Genomic DNA, 14,644 nt, shown 5'->3' with positions numbered 1-14,644 from the left:
AGAACTCAAGTACTCCCTCCACGGCCTGCGAATCCAGCTCGGGGAGGACGAGTTTCAGAACCCGCCGTTTCAGAATGTCATTATAATCCTTGAACTTAAGTATGTCAATCCGCACGCCGCCCTCATCCGTCTCTGCTGCCTCGCCGACTGCCTCCTTTGCCAGCCGATCGAGGAACTCACCCTCCTCAGCCAGCAATTGTGCGGCCCTCCGGGCATTGGCCACCACGTTTGGATTCAGCCGGACGAGTACCGGCACGACCTCGCGCCTGAGGAGGTTTCGACGGTACTTCACGTCTTCATTCGACTCGTCCTCGACCCACCCGATGCCCCGCGCCCGCAGATGCTTCTCCAGCGCCCCGCGTTCAATGTCAATCAACGGCCGCACGAATTTGATGTCCGAGACCCCTCGTGCCTTCGTGCCTTTGTGGCAGAAACCCGCTTTCCTGGTCACCGGAATGCCGGCCAACCCGCGCGGCCCAGCCCCACGCGCCAGGTTCAAGAGTATCGTCTCGAGGTTGTCGTTGGCAGTGTGACCCAGCGCAATGACGCCGCACTTCAGCTTCCGCGCCACGCGGATCATGTGCCGGTAGCGCAGTTCGCGCCCCGCCTCTTCGATACCCGTCTTGTGCCGCTTGGCGTATCCAGCCACGTCAGCTCGCTCGACCTCGAGGTCAACTCCCCAATCACGGCAGAGCTTGCTGACAAACCCCTCGTCTCGCGTCGCCGTCTCACGCAGGCCGTGGTTAAGGTGGAACGCCGCCAGGCTGAGCTTGAGCCGGGGCTGCGCCAGCCGCAGCAGATCGAGCAGGCAGACCGAATCGGCGCCGCCCGAGACCGCGGCGAGGACGCCCGAGCCTTCGGGCAGGAGTCCGTACTCCGTCACCGTCGTGAAGAAGCGACCCGGAACCGAGAGCTTCCCGGCGCTCATGCCTTCTTGTCGAAACCGGCAAGGACCTTGCCGATGACCTCGGCGGCGAAGTCAACATCCTTTTCCGTCGCGACCAGGGGCGGCCTGACCGCGACCTTATCAGCAGACAGCGCGTGAAGCAACAGGCCAAGTTCGCGGCACTTCTGAACCAGACCCACGGCCACGTCCTTGCCTTTGCGAAGCACAATGGTCCGCACCAGCCCGACGCCCCAGAGCTCGGGCTCTAGCTTCGGGCTGGACAGAACGCCGAACCTCTTCTCAAGATACGCAGCCAGCTTCCGGCCCTGCTCAAGTAATCCGACCTCAAGCAGGCGAATGACCTCAAGCGCAACCGCGCCTCCAATCGGGTTCCCGGCGGTCGAGTTCTTCCAGCGCAGGTTGGAGTTTCCTGTAACGCAGGCACCGAACATCAGGCCCGCTGCCCAGCCTCTCCCCAGTACGTGGATATCCGGCCTGACGTCGGACAGCTCGATGGCGAGCATGCGACCAGTTGCCCCGGGCCCGATGCCCGCCTCGTCGTCAATCAGCAAAGCACCCGCCGCGTCGCATGCCTGCCTTGCGTGCTTGATGCGCCCGTCCAGGGGATGCGCCACGACCGCGGCGGCGCGAGTCATGACTGATTCCGTCGAGGAATCGGATCGTGTCCCAAGCCCCTCGGCAATCTCAGACAGGTAGACCACACTCTGCCTGCCAGTCTCATTCCTCGCCAACTCAATCGCCCGCGCCAGCGCCTCGCGCCCTGACTCGCAGACAAGCACGCGCCGGTTCATGCCGCCCGGAACCAGTTCAGCCATCTTGTGCATCAAAGCGACTTCGTCATGCGCAACCACACCATCGATTGCGGGTGCGTGTCCAACCTGCTTCAGGACTCTGGGTATGTCAGAGTGGTTGCGGCCGAGCGGCGAACTGCCACCCGATGAAAAGTCGAGGAGCTTCTTGCCTGAGTCATCGACAATCCACGCCCCCTCGCCCCTCTCAGCAATGACGGGCTCCGGCGCATCAGGCCCCATCGGCCCAAAGCGCTGGTACCACTGGCGCAACTCATCGTTCTTCACTTTGAGGGAATCATAGGCCGCGGTGCGGCCAAGTCAAACGCCCGCGGACGCGGGCCATGCGCGGCGACGCTGCGCAGGACCGAGAACCTTGAGAACTTCACCGGCCAGGTAAAAGGAGCCAGCGACGACAACAGGCATTGCAGATTGCAGATTGCAGATTGCGGATTGGCGTGCGAGAAACAGGGCTGCGCGTATGTCAGGAGCGGTAACATGACCGATGCGGAGGCGTGAGAAGACCCGCTTGAGTTCGGCCAGCGGCATCGCGCGTGGATTGTCCGGCTGGACAAGCACCGCTCTGTCAACGAACGGTGCGAGCGGCGCGACGGTCTCCTCCACGAGCTTCCCCCCCAGCGAGCCGTAGACCAAGATGACCCTCGGTGATTGGCGACCCTCACCCCTTCCCTCTCCCTCTGGAAGAGGGCGAGGGTGAGGGAGTCGACGATTGGTGGTTCGAAGCTTGGGGAGGTGGTCGCGGAGGACGTTGGCGAGGGCGCGACCCGACTCGGGGTTGTGGCAGGAGTCGACGATGACAAGCGCTGAACGATAGGCGCTGAGTGATGAGCGCCGGACCACCTGGCACCGGGCTGGAATCGATACGGTCCCCAAACCTCGGGCGACTCGCCCGAACTTGATGCGGCGGTCGCGCATCGAGAGCTCGTTGAGCACCGCCAGCGCGGTTTGGCAGTTCTCGACTTGATGATGGCCGAGCAGCGGCAAGACAATCTCGCCGGCTCCATGCCGGCAGCGTGCGCGGAAACTCAGACCGCTCGCAGTGGCCTCGGTGGATCGAACCGACACCGACGATTCGGAACGCACCAACCGTGCGCCCGCATCGCGCGCCTTGCGCTTGAGCGCCGCGAGCGCTTCGGGTTCCTGCTCGCCGATGACGACCGATCTGCCCTTGCGCATGATGCCCGCCTTCTCCCCCGCAATCTTGGTCAGTGTGTTGCCCAGCACCTTCAGGTGGTCGTACCCGATGCGGGTGATCACTGAGATCTGTGGATCGGAGAGGTTTGTGGCATCGAGCCTGCCACCCAGCCCAACTTCTATGACCGAGTAGTCCGGCTGTCTCTCGGCAAAGAGAAGAAAAGCCATGGCCGTGGTCATCTCGAAGTAGCTGACCGGGACGCCGTCGGTGCGAGGGACCAGGGACGAGGGACGAACTGAGGACACAAATGGAGCGAGGCGGGCGGCGAGCGAAGCAAACAGACGCTTGGGAATCGGCCTGCCGTCAAGCTGGATTCGCTCGCGGACGTCGAGGACGTGCGGCGAGACGAACATGCCGGTCGAGAGTTTGCAGCCGCGCAAGGCTGATTCAAGCATGTAGCAGACTGAACCTTTGCCCTTGGTACCGGCGACGAGTATGACACTGCGCATCCTGCGTTCGGGACTGCCGGCCAGCTCAAGCAGCCGGCGGATATTGTCGAGCTTGAACTCGTTGCGAGGCCCGGCCAGCTTCTCGTAGTTGACGAGGCTGTCGAGGAACTGGACGGCCTGCGAATAAGTCATATGGGCGGAACTCCGCTAGCGCAGGATCAGCTTCTGCGGCGCGCTACCAGCGACTTGCACCATGTAGACCCCGCGACGCAGATGCCGCAGGTCGAGCAGGTCGCCGGAATTGGGCTTGGCCACGAGCGCGCCGAAGGCATCAAAGACCTTGACCGAGTACCGGCCGGAGGGGACCATCCGCACGACTCCGCACGTCGGGCTAGGCAGCAGGCGAACCCCGGCCAGCGCAAGACCACGCCCTTCCTCGAAGACTCCGGGACCCGGTCCCTGAAAGACATACAGAGTGTCGTTCATGCAGCCAATGTAGACGCGCCCGCTCTCTCCTACTGCCGCCGATGACCAGATGTTGCTGCCAACCACATGGCTGTCCTGCACCGCAGAGTCGGGTGCAATGCAGTAGAAGGTACTGCTGCCGCTGTCGGCCGTGCCAACGTAGACATTGCCCGCGGCATCCACGGCCGGCGAGCAGTAGTTCGAACCACCGATTATCCGTCGCCAGCGCACGACAGAGTCAGTGCCTATGCAGTAGAGCCTCGCCCCGGCCAAAACGTACAGCGTGGATTCGTTGGCGACAGCCGGACAGGACCGAATTGCCGCGGCCAGGCTGTCGCGCCACTTGAGCGTCCCGTTGGGCCGAACCGCGTAGAAGTAGCGACCCGCCCCGATGTAGATGGTCGAATCCGGGCCGACGGCGGGCGATGCAAGTTCGGCTTCGTCCGCGAGGTTGAAGGACCAGTGTAGCGAGCTGTCTGGATTGAAGCACAGGAGCTTCATGCTCAGAGTGTCGCGCGTCGTGCCGACATAGATCCGGCCATCCAGACCCACTGCGGGCGCCGAGTTGACCGACGCGCCGAGATTCCGCGCCCATGCGAGCGTGCCGTCCGGGGTCAGGGCGTACAGGGAGTCCGAGTAGCAGGCGAAGTAGATCTTGCCGTCCCGCCCGATGACCGGTGAGTGGCTGATGGAGAGCGAGTTGTGCGCAGGCCATGACCAGAGAACTGCACCGTTGTCGCTGACCTTCACAAGCCTGCGACTGGTGGTGATGTAGGCGTCGCCCGCATCGTCCAGCGCGGGTGAGGAATAGTAGATGTTCGACCCGTAGGGTGTGAGGTCGGCGACCCAGAACAGCGTGTCGAGTTCCGGCCCGAGGCAGTAGAGCTTCACGTCGCGTGCTCCCACCAGTACGCTGCCGTCCTGTCGGACAACCGGAGAACTGGAAATCTGGCCACCAAGACCACGGGCTCCGGTTCGGGTCAGCGGCGCGCCGACCACGTTCGCCGAGCGTCCGGTGTGTTGCGGATCACCATGGAAGCATGCCCACGGATGGCCCGATGCCAGTGCCACGGCCAGACCTGAGAGCAGCGCGAAACCCCTGCTCACGACCACTCCTGTTCCTCTCGCCCGCAGCGCAACTCGACTCCGCGTTCGCTGGAACGAATGAAGCGGATCAGTTCCTCCAGTTCATTTCTTCCGCCGCCCCCCGCTGCGCTCTGCGGCAGCACGTCGGATTCGATCGTAGATAGAGCCTGGGCCAGATTCAGGCCTCCTCGGTAGATTGCCCGATAGGCTCGGCGCAGCAGGCTCTGCACGGACTGACTGATCCCGGCACGTCGCAGGCCGACCGAGTTCAGACCGCGCACGCGGCACGGGTGGCCGGCGGCCAGCATGTATGGAGGGATGTCCTTGTTGACGTATGTATGCGCACCGACCATCGCCAGCGTCCCGATGCGACAGAACTGGTGGATGCCGACGAGCCCGCCGATGTTGGCGAGGTCACCTACCTCGACGTGCCCGCCCAATTGGACGAGGTTAGTTATGACGCACCCATTGCCGACGCTGCAGTTGTGTGCGATGTGGACATAGGCCATGACGAAGTTGTCGTCGCCGATGACGGTCGCGTTCCCTTTCCCGCTTGCGCGGTGCACCGTGGTGTACTCAAAGAAGGTGTTCCCCGAGCCGATGCGCACCTCGGTATCTTCGCCCTCGTACTTGGTATCCATCGGCGCGCCACCAATCGCCACGCCTGCCCCAAACCGGTTTCGTTCCCCGGCTCTGACCCGTCCCTCGAAGTGACAGAATGGGCCAACGTCGCAGCCGGGACCGAAATCGACTCGTGGACCGACTACGGAGGAAGGATGGATACCACCAGACAAAGGAAACGAGGGATCGGGAGATCGACTGGTCAGGTTCCAGTACCTACCCACCGGTCAGCGTGGAGCACCAAGCACGCGGCGTGCTACCGCAGCGCGCCGATGACAATCGCCTCGCAGGCGAGTTCGTCGCCCACCTTCGCCGTGCCGTGAATCTTGTAGACCGAAGACCGACCACCCACGATATCGGCCGAAAACAGCAGGCGGTCGCCGGGTGAGACTTGACGACGGAACCGCACGCTTTCGATTCCGGCAAAGAGCGTCTTTCGGCCGCGTCGCTCCTCGCGGACCTTGCACACGAGCATGATTCCGATCTGGGCAATGGCCTCTACCATCAGCACACCGGGCATCACCGGGAACCCGGGGAAGTGGCCGGCGAAGTAGAACTCCTCTGCCTTGATATCCCGATACCCCTCAATCAGATTGGATTCGAGCTTCGTAACGGCGTCAATGAACAAGAAAGGTTCGCGGTGCGGCAACATCTCCTTGATCTGTTCAATACCAAGCACGATTTCACTCATCGGACCTCCAGTTCTTTCTCGACTTCACGGACAAAAGCGACATTCAATCGGTGCCCTGGCAGGTACGCGAACACCGAGGCATCGAGCCGCCTGCCGAGCAGGGCCAGATCGCCCAACAGGTCCAGAGCCTTGTGCCGGCAGGGCTCATCCCTGAATCGCCACCGCTCGGCGCAGACGAACCTGCCCACGCGCCGGAGCCGAAAGCGCAGGCCGAACCTCTTCCGGAACTGAGCCGGCGACTCGTCGGTTCGTGCCAGAGTCCGAGCTCGAGCCAAGGCGCGTCGGAATGACGTCGGGGTGACGACGAGCGCGCCAAACTGCACCCCGAACTCGGGAAAACGCGCCAGGCAGTTGATGGCGAGACCTTTGGTCGGGACCGCGGCGATGAACCGCGAGCCCTGCCGTACCAAGACCGGCCGCTTCAGTCTCGCCGGTTCTGGTCCTTCCTGGTACTGAACGATGCCTGCCCTGGTAAGCACACGCACGTAGGGTTGGGCACTGCCGTCGCCGATGGGCAGTTCCGCGCCGCTTGTCTCAACCGCCAGGTCGGTCACACCCAGCCCGTGGCACGCGGCGAGCAAGTGTTCAACCATCCGGACCCGGCGGCGACCTCGACCCAGACAAGTGGCGTGTTCACTCGTGCTGGCGTTGCCGGCCGTGGCCTGGACGCACCCGTTGAACCAGATACCCGCGCCCGGACCGGCCGGACTGAGGCGCACTTCCACATTCGCCCGGCCAAGAGAATCCTTGCCGGTGAGGCGGGCCGCTTTCCCAATCGTCGCACCCCTCATATCCGCCCGCCAAACCGTCGCCAGAGGTTGGCCCAGAGCCGCTTCATCTCGGAGTGCGGCCGTGCGGGAATGCCCGAGTAGTGAGCGCCGGCCGGAACCGAACGGAACACCGCTGACTTGGCGTGGATGACCACATCATCCCCGATGGTGACATGGTCGCTCACTCCGACTTGACCCGCGAGGCTCACCCGGTTGCCGATGATCGCGCTGCCCGCGATTCCGACCTGGCCGGCGAGGACGCAGTCCTGGCCGATGGCGACGTTGTGGCCTATGTGCACAAGGCAGTCTATCTTCGTGCCCCGGCCGATGCGCGTCTCCCGGCCGGTCTTTGCCCGGGCTATCGTACAATTCGCGCCGATATCGACATCGTCCTCGATGATCACTCGGCCGCCGTGCTCGAGTAGCCGGTAGCGTCCTACCTCTCTCTCGTACCCGAACCCGGCGCAGCCGATGACGGTACCGGGACCGACGCGCACGCGTGCGCCGATGGATGTCCGGCCCATGATGGTGACGTTCGACTCCACAATTGAGCCCGGGCCGATCTCTACGTCCGGCCCGACGTAGACGAACGGGGCAATCGCAACGTCGGGCGCAAGCTTGGCGCCCGGTTCGACCCGCGCCGGTTCAGGGCTTTTCAACCGCTGCGAGAAGTACGCGGACGACGGTGCCAACCTGAACCTGCAGGTCCTCGGGTCGAACCGCGTCACCCTTCTGGGTCTTGAGCAGAGTGCCGAGTCGCGCTTCTGCAATCGAAAGCTCGAACTGGATCCGCTTGTCCTGCTTGCTCGCATTCCCGAAGATAACGTAGTCAGCATCGAGCGCGCGGCCCGCTTCCAACGCCTTGTCGAGCACCACCTGCTGATTGGAGAGACCGCGGGACTGAAGCTGCTGGTCGACCTTCGCGTTCGCGACCATATCCACGTTGGGCTGCGCGCTGACCAACTTGTAGACAAAATCCCGTATCGAGGTTCCGACGCGATCCTGCGCTGCCTGGTCGTTGGAATTGAACACGGGCATGAGTGCATAGACCTTGGTGCCGGTAACCGACGGCCCGACCGGTGCGAACTCGCGGTTCAGATCCTCTATCACCAACTGGGTCAGGTCGAGTCCGGCCTCCGAGTAGACAATCCCGGACTTCGACGCGTCCAGTATCAGGGCGAACCCTTCGTCTGCCGAGAGCTTGGCCACGGCCGAGTCGATCCTGCCGACAATCGGCGCAATCAGCTCTTTGTAGCGCTGGTCGATGAGGCCACCCTTGCCGTAGACCTCCGCGATGTAGCCGTCGTAGCGACGCTTCCGCTGGTCGACCTCCGCGTTCTTCGCGCGCTTCCCTTCTTCCGAAAGAGTGAGCTGCTGGGACTCGTACTCGGCCTTCGACTGCTCCCACTCGCCCTGGAGTGACTCGGCCTGTGCCTCGAAACTCAGGCGCACTGTGTCCATTTCGCTCTTCGCATCAACCGCGGCCTGGTACTTGGCGATAACCTGGTCGTAGTCAACATAGCCGATCCGGAATTCCTTGGCCGTCAGAAGCGGTCCTGAAGCCGCTAGGCCGAGGATGATTGCCAGCCGGATTGTTCTCACGAGACTCCTCCTCTACTCAGGCTGTCATTGGTTGTGTCGTCGCTCACCAGAAAGCAGCTTAGGGCGATGACAGGCGCTTGTCAACACGGGCCGCCGGTCAGGGCCGCGTCTTCCTGCCCGATGAGCAGGCTGACGAGTGCTTTCGGTTCGAATCGCCCGGCGCGCGTCAATCCCAGTCGCAGATAGTTGTCGGTCAACGCGGTGCGGGTCGTCTCGACAATCGACGGCCGGGCTGTCCCTACGAATCGCGCCTGGTACTCTTTCCGGCGGCGGTCGGAGAAGACTCGGAGTTCCGCGACCCGCTCGCGCGCGACCTGCGATCGCACGGGTTCGTCGCTCCCCTGCTCGGTTCCGGGCCGGGGCGAAAAGGGAAAGACGTGCAGATAGCAAACCGGAATCCGGGCAAGGTAATCGCGGGTCCGCCGAAACGACTCCTCCGTCTCGCCGGGATACCCGACGATCACGTCCATCCCGATGTTCACGTCGGGTCTGATTCTGATAATGCGCTCAACCAGCCGTCCAAATTCGGCCGTTCCGTACCTCCGGTTCATCCCCGCCAGCACGGCATCGTCTCCCGACTGCAAAGGAATGTGAAAGTGCGGACAGACCCGGCTATCGGCAATAGCACTCACGAGATCGTCATCGAACGTGTCCGGTTCGACGGACGCCAGCCTGATGCGCGCATCGCGGCACACTTCTAGCAGCCTGTCCAGCAGTCCGGCAAGAGTCGTGTCGCCGTCATGGTACGTACCAAGGTTGAGCCCGGTCAACACCACCTCGTGAAAGCCCCTGGCCAGCAATTGCTCAAACTGCTTGCGTACGTCGGAAGCCGGCACTGAGCGCGGCTCGCCGCGCAGCCCGGAAACAACGCAGTAGGAACAGCGCCGGTCGCATCCGTCCTGGACCTTGAGTATCGCCCGGCTACGGACCGGCGCCGGGTCAATGCCCGCGATCTCGGCCTGCTTCTTCTCGTTGCTCCAGACTTCCCCGACACCTTCTATCCGCCTCACCTGCTCCGGTGAACGTTCTGCCAGGCAGCCGAGCACGATCACGCGTGGCCGATGCTCGGTCCGGCAGGCACGCCGCACCAGCTGATTGGAGCTCCGGTCGGCCTGGCCGGTCACGGTACAGGTATTGACGTAGACGGTGTCGGCTTCTTCCGGAGACTCGACAACGGCGACGCCCTGAAGCATCAGTCGGTGCCTCAGGGCGTCGCTCTCGGATTGATTCAGTCGGCAGCCGGCGGTCAGGATCACCGCGGTGGGCTGCTTCACACCAGGGTCCGACTCATCGGACAGTCAGACCGGTCTGACCGTCGGTCTAACCTTCCAGGTCGCGCTCTTCCTCGAACTCGCGGAGATGGTCTTCGAGCGTGAACCTGTCGTTCAAGTCGTCTTCGCGATACCGCTCGCGTCCGCCGCGGTCACGGTCACGGTCGCGCTCGCGTTCCGAGCGCTCCTGCATCTCCTCAATGGGCGGCTCGGCCTCGGGATGCAGGGCCCGCTCGCTCAGCGCGATCCGGCGGTGCTCAGGGTCGACGCGGATGACCCGCAACTCCAGCTCCTCGCCGATCTGGTACTTCTCCTTCGCCTTCTTGCCACCGCGCGCCAGCTGGCTCAGGGGAACGAAGCCCTCGATATCGTAGTTGAGACTGACCACCACACCCGGCTTGGGCAGGTCGACGATCCGCGCCTTGACGACGTCGCCTTCCTTCAGCTCCTTGCTGATGCTGTAGAACGGGTCCTCCAGGGTCTGCTTCAGCCCGAGCGTGATCCTGCGGTTCTCCCGGTCGATGCCGAGGATGATGGTCTCGGCACGCTGACCCTTCTTCAGCTCCTCGCGCGGGTGCTTGATGCGCTTGGTCCAGGAGATGTCGGCGTTGTGAATCAGGCCCTCGATGCCCTCCTCGATCTCGACGAACGCTCCGAACTCCTTAAGCGCCCGCACCTTGCCGTCCACCCGCTGCCCGACGTGATACTTCTCCTCGACCAGCGACCACGGATCGGGAAACGTCTGCTTCAGGCCCAGCGATATCCGTCGGTTCTCCTTGTCGATGTTCAGGACGACCGTCTCAATCTCCTGGTCCATCGCGAGGATCTGCGACGGATGGTGGATGGACTTGATCCAGGACATCTCCGAGATGTGAATCAGGCCTTCAATGCCCTTTTCCAGTTCGACGAACGCACCAAACTCGGCCAGCGTCGTGACCCGGCCCTTCACCTTGTTGCCCACCGGGTACTTCTCCTCGACCCGCTCCCACGGATGCTGCGTGAGTTGCTTCAGCCCTACCGTGATTCGGCCGGTGTTCGGGTCGGCCGATAGGACCTTGATCTTCAGCTGGTCGCCGACGTTCACCACCTCGGTCGGGTGCACGACCTTGTTCCAGGCCAGGTCCGAGATGTGCAGCAGGGCGTCGACGCCGCCGATATCGACGAAGGCGCCGAAATCGGTAATCGTCTTCACCGTGCCGTCGATGACGTCGCCGACAACGAGCCGGCTGAATAGCTCACGCCGTATCTCATCCTGGCGCTCCTCGAGCAGCAGGCGCCGCGACACCACGATGTTCTTCTTGTACCAGTTGACGGAGAGGATCTTGACCTCGAGCTGCTTGCCGATGAGGTCGTCAAGATTCGGCACCGGCCGCAGGTCCACCTGTGAGCCGGGCAGGAACGCATCCAGGCCCAGAATCTCGACCGCGAGCCCACCCTTCACGCGCCTTATGACCGTGGCGGGCACGCCCTCGGCGCTCTCCGACTTTTGCTTGATGGTCTCCCAGGCAAGCTGGAAATCGGCCTTCTTCTTCGAGATGACCGGGAAACCGTCGCGGTCCTGGAAAGACTCGAGGTATACCTTCACCTCGCGGCCCTCGGCTGCCTCGTCGCGGTGCCGGAACTCCTCGACCGACAATACGCCCTCGGCCTTCAGCCCGATGTCGACCAACACGGCGTTGGTCAGCCGCTTGACCACGCGGCCGGTGACGATGTCGCCGATCCGCAGTTGCGGGAACGACTCCGCGTAAAGGTCGGCGGTTGTCTTCGGCGCCGGCGGCGCCGTGGGCGGCTTGGCTTCCGGCGGGACGGAACTCGGTGCTTCGGACGCAGGCAGGCCAGATACGCCTACCTGATTGCTATCCTCAACTGACATTAAGACGGTCCTCCTTAGCGGGATTTCTGACAATATCAACGATCTCTCTCACCACCCGTGACGGCGTGGACGAACCGGCCACCACTCCAACTCGGCCGGCTCGGGCGACGATCCGGCGCGGGACCTCGGCGGCCCGTTCCACGAACACGACCTGACAACCCGCATTGCGGGCTATCTCGGCGAGTCGGGAGCTGTTGGCGCTGTTGCGGCCGCCGACCACGACTACCAGGTCCACCTGCTGCGCAATTCTGGCAGCGGCCTGTTGTCGGGCGGCCACCTCCTCGCAGATGGTGTCGAAGATCCGAAGCTCAGTATAGCGGAACCGGGAAAGGTTGGCAACAGCTTCTCTTAGCCGCTCCCGGGACATCGTAGTCTGGGCAACGACCCCTACTTTGCCCCCGCGCAGACGCATCCGCGGCGAGTAGACCCGACCCCGGCCCTCGCAATGGCCGAGAATCGACTTCACCTCGGGGTGATTCCGCTCACCCACCACCACCACGGTGTAGCCTCTCTCCTTCAGACGGCGGGCGACGTTCTGGACCTTGCGGACATAAGGGCAGGTCGCGTCCACGACCTCGATTCCGAGCCTGCCGCACTCGGCCAGAGTCCGGGGTGGAACGCCGTGCGCCCGGATGACGAGTGCGCCCTCGCGCACCTGCCCGACGCTGCGTACCGACCGGATGCCTGCGCCCTCAAGCTCATTGAGCACCAGGGGGTTGTGCACCAACTCGCCCAAGGTTGATACCCGACCAAACTCCTTCTTCCCCGACTTGGCAAGCCCGATAGCCCGTTCCACCCCGAAACAGAACCCCGTCGGCCGTGCAACGATGACCTTAGACCTTCGACCTTGTGCCACCGACTTCCGGCCTTCGCCGTTCGTCCGACCTCGGCCCGGCACTCGACCGCTTGACCACTTGACCACTAGGCCACCTCCTCTGCCAGCGCCCTCACTCGTCTCTCCACCTCCTGCGTCAGGTCCAGATACCCCTGCCGGTCCGCTGCGAAGCCGTCCGGATACACCGGGTCGGCAAAGGCGATGCGGATGCCATCGTTGCGTTGCGGCTTCTTCCGATACCCGCGCTTCACAAAGTCCTTGTCGACCAAGTAAGAGATGATTGAGCGCGACACACAGCCTAGATGAACCGGCACGACCGGTACGTGGTTAGTTATCGCCAACATCCCTATGCCGGGTTTGAACTGGTTGATCTCCCCTGTCTTGCTTCTTGTCCCTTCCGGGAAAAGCACTATGGTCTGGCGCTTGCCGAGCAGCCACGAACAACGCTTGATTGCCAACGAGTCTGCCCCACCTCGCCTTACCGGCCACGCATTGTAGGTGTGAATCAGCCACGCGAACAGCCGCGAAGCCTCGAACAGTTCCTCCTTGGCGAGGAAGTGCACCTCTCGGCGCGCGCCCAAGCCAACGAGCAGCGGGTCGAAGTTCGAGACGTGGTTGGATGCAAGTATCTGCGGACCCGGAACCAGCTTGTTCCGGCCGGTAACGCGCACCTTCAGCACAAACTGTCCGAACGCGTAGACAATGGCGTACCCCGCCATCCACCTCAACCTCATCGTGAGACTTCAGACCTGCCGGGTTCCGCCGCTTTGGCTTTTGGCTCTTGGCCTTTGGCTTTTGACTTGAGCAACCCCGCCTTTCGGCGCGCCAGACCGCACACTACCTCTACCTGCTCCTCGATCGTGAGTTGCGTCGTATCGAGGAGGACCGCATCCGGCATCCGGCGCAGCGGGCTTACCTCCCGGCCCGAGTCAATCCGGTCGCGCTTTAACAGGTTGTCTCGAACGGCCCTGCGGGATGCCGGCGCGCCTCGTCCACTCAGCTCCAGTTGCCGCCGCCTCGCCCGTTCCTCGGTATCGCACTCAAGGAATATCTTCAGGTCCGCATCGGGAAAGACGACGCTGCCGATGTCCCGCCCCTCGCACACGATAGAGTGCCCCGCTGAAACTCTCCTCTGCTCAGCCACCATCTTCTTTCGCACCGCCGGAATCGCCGACACCTCGGAAACAAGACCAGCGACCTCGGGCGACCGTATCTCCTCGCTCACGTCCTTCCCGTCCAGAACCGTCCTCATCCCCCGCTCGTCCCACCTGACGCTCACTCTGGTCGCGCGAAGCGATCTTTCCAGCGCCCCCAGATTCAGCCCTCCGCCATTCTGCCTTCTGCAATCTGCCCTCTGACTTCTGCCTTCGGCTGTACCTTCGACAACGTCCGTGCCCTCAGTCTTGGCTTTTGGAGTTTGGCTTTTGGCTTCTGACTTTCCTATTCTCCATCCGTCCGCTTCCGTCCACTCGATCCCTCTATCCCTCGATCCCTCTATCCCTAGCCTCAGTATCTTCAGCGTAGTCGCTCTATACATCGCCCCCGTATCCAAGTGTCTGAACCCCAGTCTCTCCGCAACGAGCCTTGCGGTCGTACTCTTGCCCGAGCCGGCAGGTCCGTCAATCGCCAGGACGAATCCGCGAGGCTGCTTCACAAAGGGCACTATACCAAAGAACCAGCATCTTTCAAGCCGACACGGCCGTCGAGGCTTTCTCCGCGCCCGTTCATCGGCCTCGCGCCTAGACCGCGATTGGACCGGCCAAAGCATACAGCAAAGCTCGTCGGAAAGCTCAGTCGAAAGCTTATTCGAAAGCTCTCTTCAAAGCTCATTTCATAGCTCAGCGCATTGCTCGCTCAGAAGCTCCTCGCAAAGCTTAGCGCATCGCTCATCTCAAAGCTCAGCGCATCGCTTCTTTCATCGCTTGCTTCAAAGCTCCACGCAAAGCTCGGGTCAAAGCTCCTCTGAAAGCTCAACTCAAAGCTTATTTCAAGGCTCGTTTCATGGCTTCGTCGAAAGCTCCTCAAAGGGCTAGCCCCCAGGCGACCCCTATATGCGAACTCTCCGCGACCGGATAGGGCTTAACCAACTGAGCGCTATTGAGTTACGCTCAGATGGAGAGAATCGCTAAG

The 14,644-nt window shown here is 62.8% G+C and carries 14 protein-coding genes; all 14 read right to left on the bottom strand.

Going from position 1 to position 14,644, the window contains the following annotated elements; genetic code table 11:
- The coding region (gene tilS / locus FJY68_10825; GenBank protein ID MBM3332319.1) for a tRNA lysidine(34) synthetase TilS at window positions 1–928 on the bottom strand (928 nt) is incomplete at its 3' end.
- On the bottom strand, window positions 925–1,983 hold the full coding sequence (locus tag FJY68_10820) for an aminotransferase class III-fold pyridoxal phosphate-dependent enzyme (GenBank protein MBM3332318.1): 1,059 nt from the start codon (window positions 1,981–1,983) through the stop codon (window positions 925–927). The genes tilS and FJY68_10820, both read right to left, overlap by 4 nt.
- Before the next feature lie 33 nt (window positions 1,984–2,016).
- On the bottom strand, window positions 2,017–3,492 hold the full coding sequence (locus FJY68_10815; GenBank protein MBM3332317.1) for a bifunctional folylpolyglutamate synthase/dihydrofolate synthase: 1,476 nt from the start codon (window positions 3,490–3,492) through the stop codon (window positions 2,017–2,019).
- A gap of 15 nt (window positions 3,493–3,507) precedes the next feature.
- Window positions 3,508–4,899 (bottom strand): hypothetical protein, encoded by a 1,392-nt coding sequence (locus FJY68_10810; GenBank protein MBM3332316.1) that lies wholly within the window; start codon window positions 4,897–4,899, stop codon window positions 3,508–3,510.
- Window positions 4,869–5,696 (bottom strand): acyl-ACP--UDP-N-acetylglucosamine O-acyltransferase, encoded by an 828-nt coding sequence (lpxA, locus tag FJY68_10805; protein ID MBM3332315.1) that lies wholly within the window; start codon window positions 5,694–5,696, stop codon window positions 4,869–4,871. Before lpxA ends, FJY68_10810 begins: the two co-directional genes overlap by 31 nt.
- 32 nt (window positions 5,697–5,728) lie before the next feature.
- Window positions 5,729–6,151, bottom strand: a complete 423-nt coding sequence (gene fabZ, locus FJY68_10800; GenBank protein ID MBM3332314.1) for a 3-hydroxyacyl-ACP dehydratase FabZ — start codon at window positions 6,149–6,151, stop codon at window positions 5,729–5,731.
- An 8-nt stretch (window positions 6,152–6,159) separates the two neighbouring features.
- On the bottom strand, window positions 6,160–6,954 hold the full coding sequence (locus FJY68_10795; protein MBM3332313.1) for a UDP-3-O-acyl-N-acetylglucosamine deacetylase: 795 nt from the start codon (window positions 6,952–6,954) through the stop codon (window positions 6,160–6,162).
- Entirely contained in the window at window positions 6,951–7,979 is a 1,029-nt protein-coding gene (locus tag FJY68_10790; GenBank protein MBM3332312.1) for a UDP-3-O-(3-hydroxymyristoyl)glucosamine N-acyltransferase, read from the bottom strand. The genes FJY68_10795 and FJY68_10790 overlap by 4 nt, the downstream gene beginning before the upstream one ends.
- Window positions 7,579–8,535 carry an OmpH family outer membrane protein gene (locus FJY68_10785; protein MBM3332311.1) on the bottom strand — a complete coding sequence of 319 codons (957 nt, stop codon included), beginning with the start codon at window positions 8,533–8,535 and terminating at the stop codon, window positions 7,579–7,581. The genes FJY68_10790 and FJY68_10785 overlap by 401 nt, the downstream gene beginning before the upstream one ends.
- A gap of 80 nt (window positions 8,536–8,615) precedes the next feature.
- Entirely contained in the window at window positions 8,616–9,809 is a 1,194-nt protein-coding gene (locus tag FJY68_10780) for a radical SAM protein (protein MBM3332310.1), read from the bottom strand.
- Between the two features lie 46 nt (window positions 9,810–9,855).
- A complete protein-coding gene (locus FJY68_10775; protein MBM3332309.1) occupies window positions 9,856–11,679 on the bottom strand; it encodes a 30S ribosomal protein S1 in 1,824 nt (607 codons plus the stop codon).
- Entirely contained in the window at window positions 11,669–12,811 is a 1,143-nt protein-coding gene (gene ispH, locus FJY68_10770) for a 4-hydroxy-3-methylbut-2-enyl diphosphate reductase (GenBank protein ID MBM3332308.1), read from the bottom strand. Before ispH ends, FJY68_10775 begins: the two co-directional genes overlap by 11 nt.
- Complete coding sequence (locus FJY68_10765; GenBank protein MBM3332307.1) at window positions 12,601–13,248, bottom strand: 1-acyl-sn-glycerol-3-phosphate acyltransferase; 648 nt, start codon at window positions 13,246–13,248, stop codon at window positions 12,601–12,603. Before FJY68_10765 ends, ispH begins: the two co-directional genes overlap by 211 nt.
- Entirely contained in the window at window positions 13,245–14,282 is a 1,038-nt protein-coding gene (locus FJY68_10760; GenBank protein MBM3332306.1) for a cytidylate kinase, read from the bottom strand. Before FJY68_10760 ends, FJY68_10765 begins: the two co-directional genes overlap by 4 nt.
- Between the last annotated feature and the right edge of the window lie 362 nt (window positions 14,283–14,644).

The sequence above is a fragment of the candidate division WOR-3 bacterium genome (genome assembly GCA_016867815.1).
In the GTDB taxonomy this organism is placed as follows: domain Bacteria; phylum Hydrothermota; class Tepidihabitantia; order Tepidihabitantales; family Tepidihabitantaceae; genus UBA2258.
Note: the sequence above shows the minus strand (reverse complement) of the source record. Positions and strands in the feature narration are given on the sequence as shown.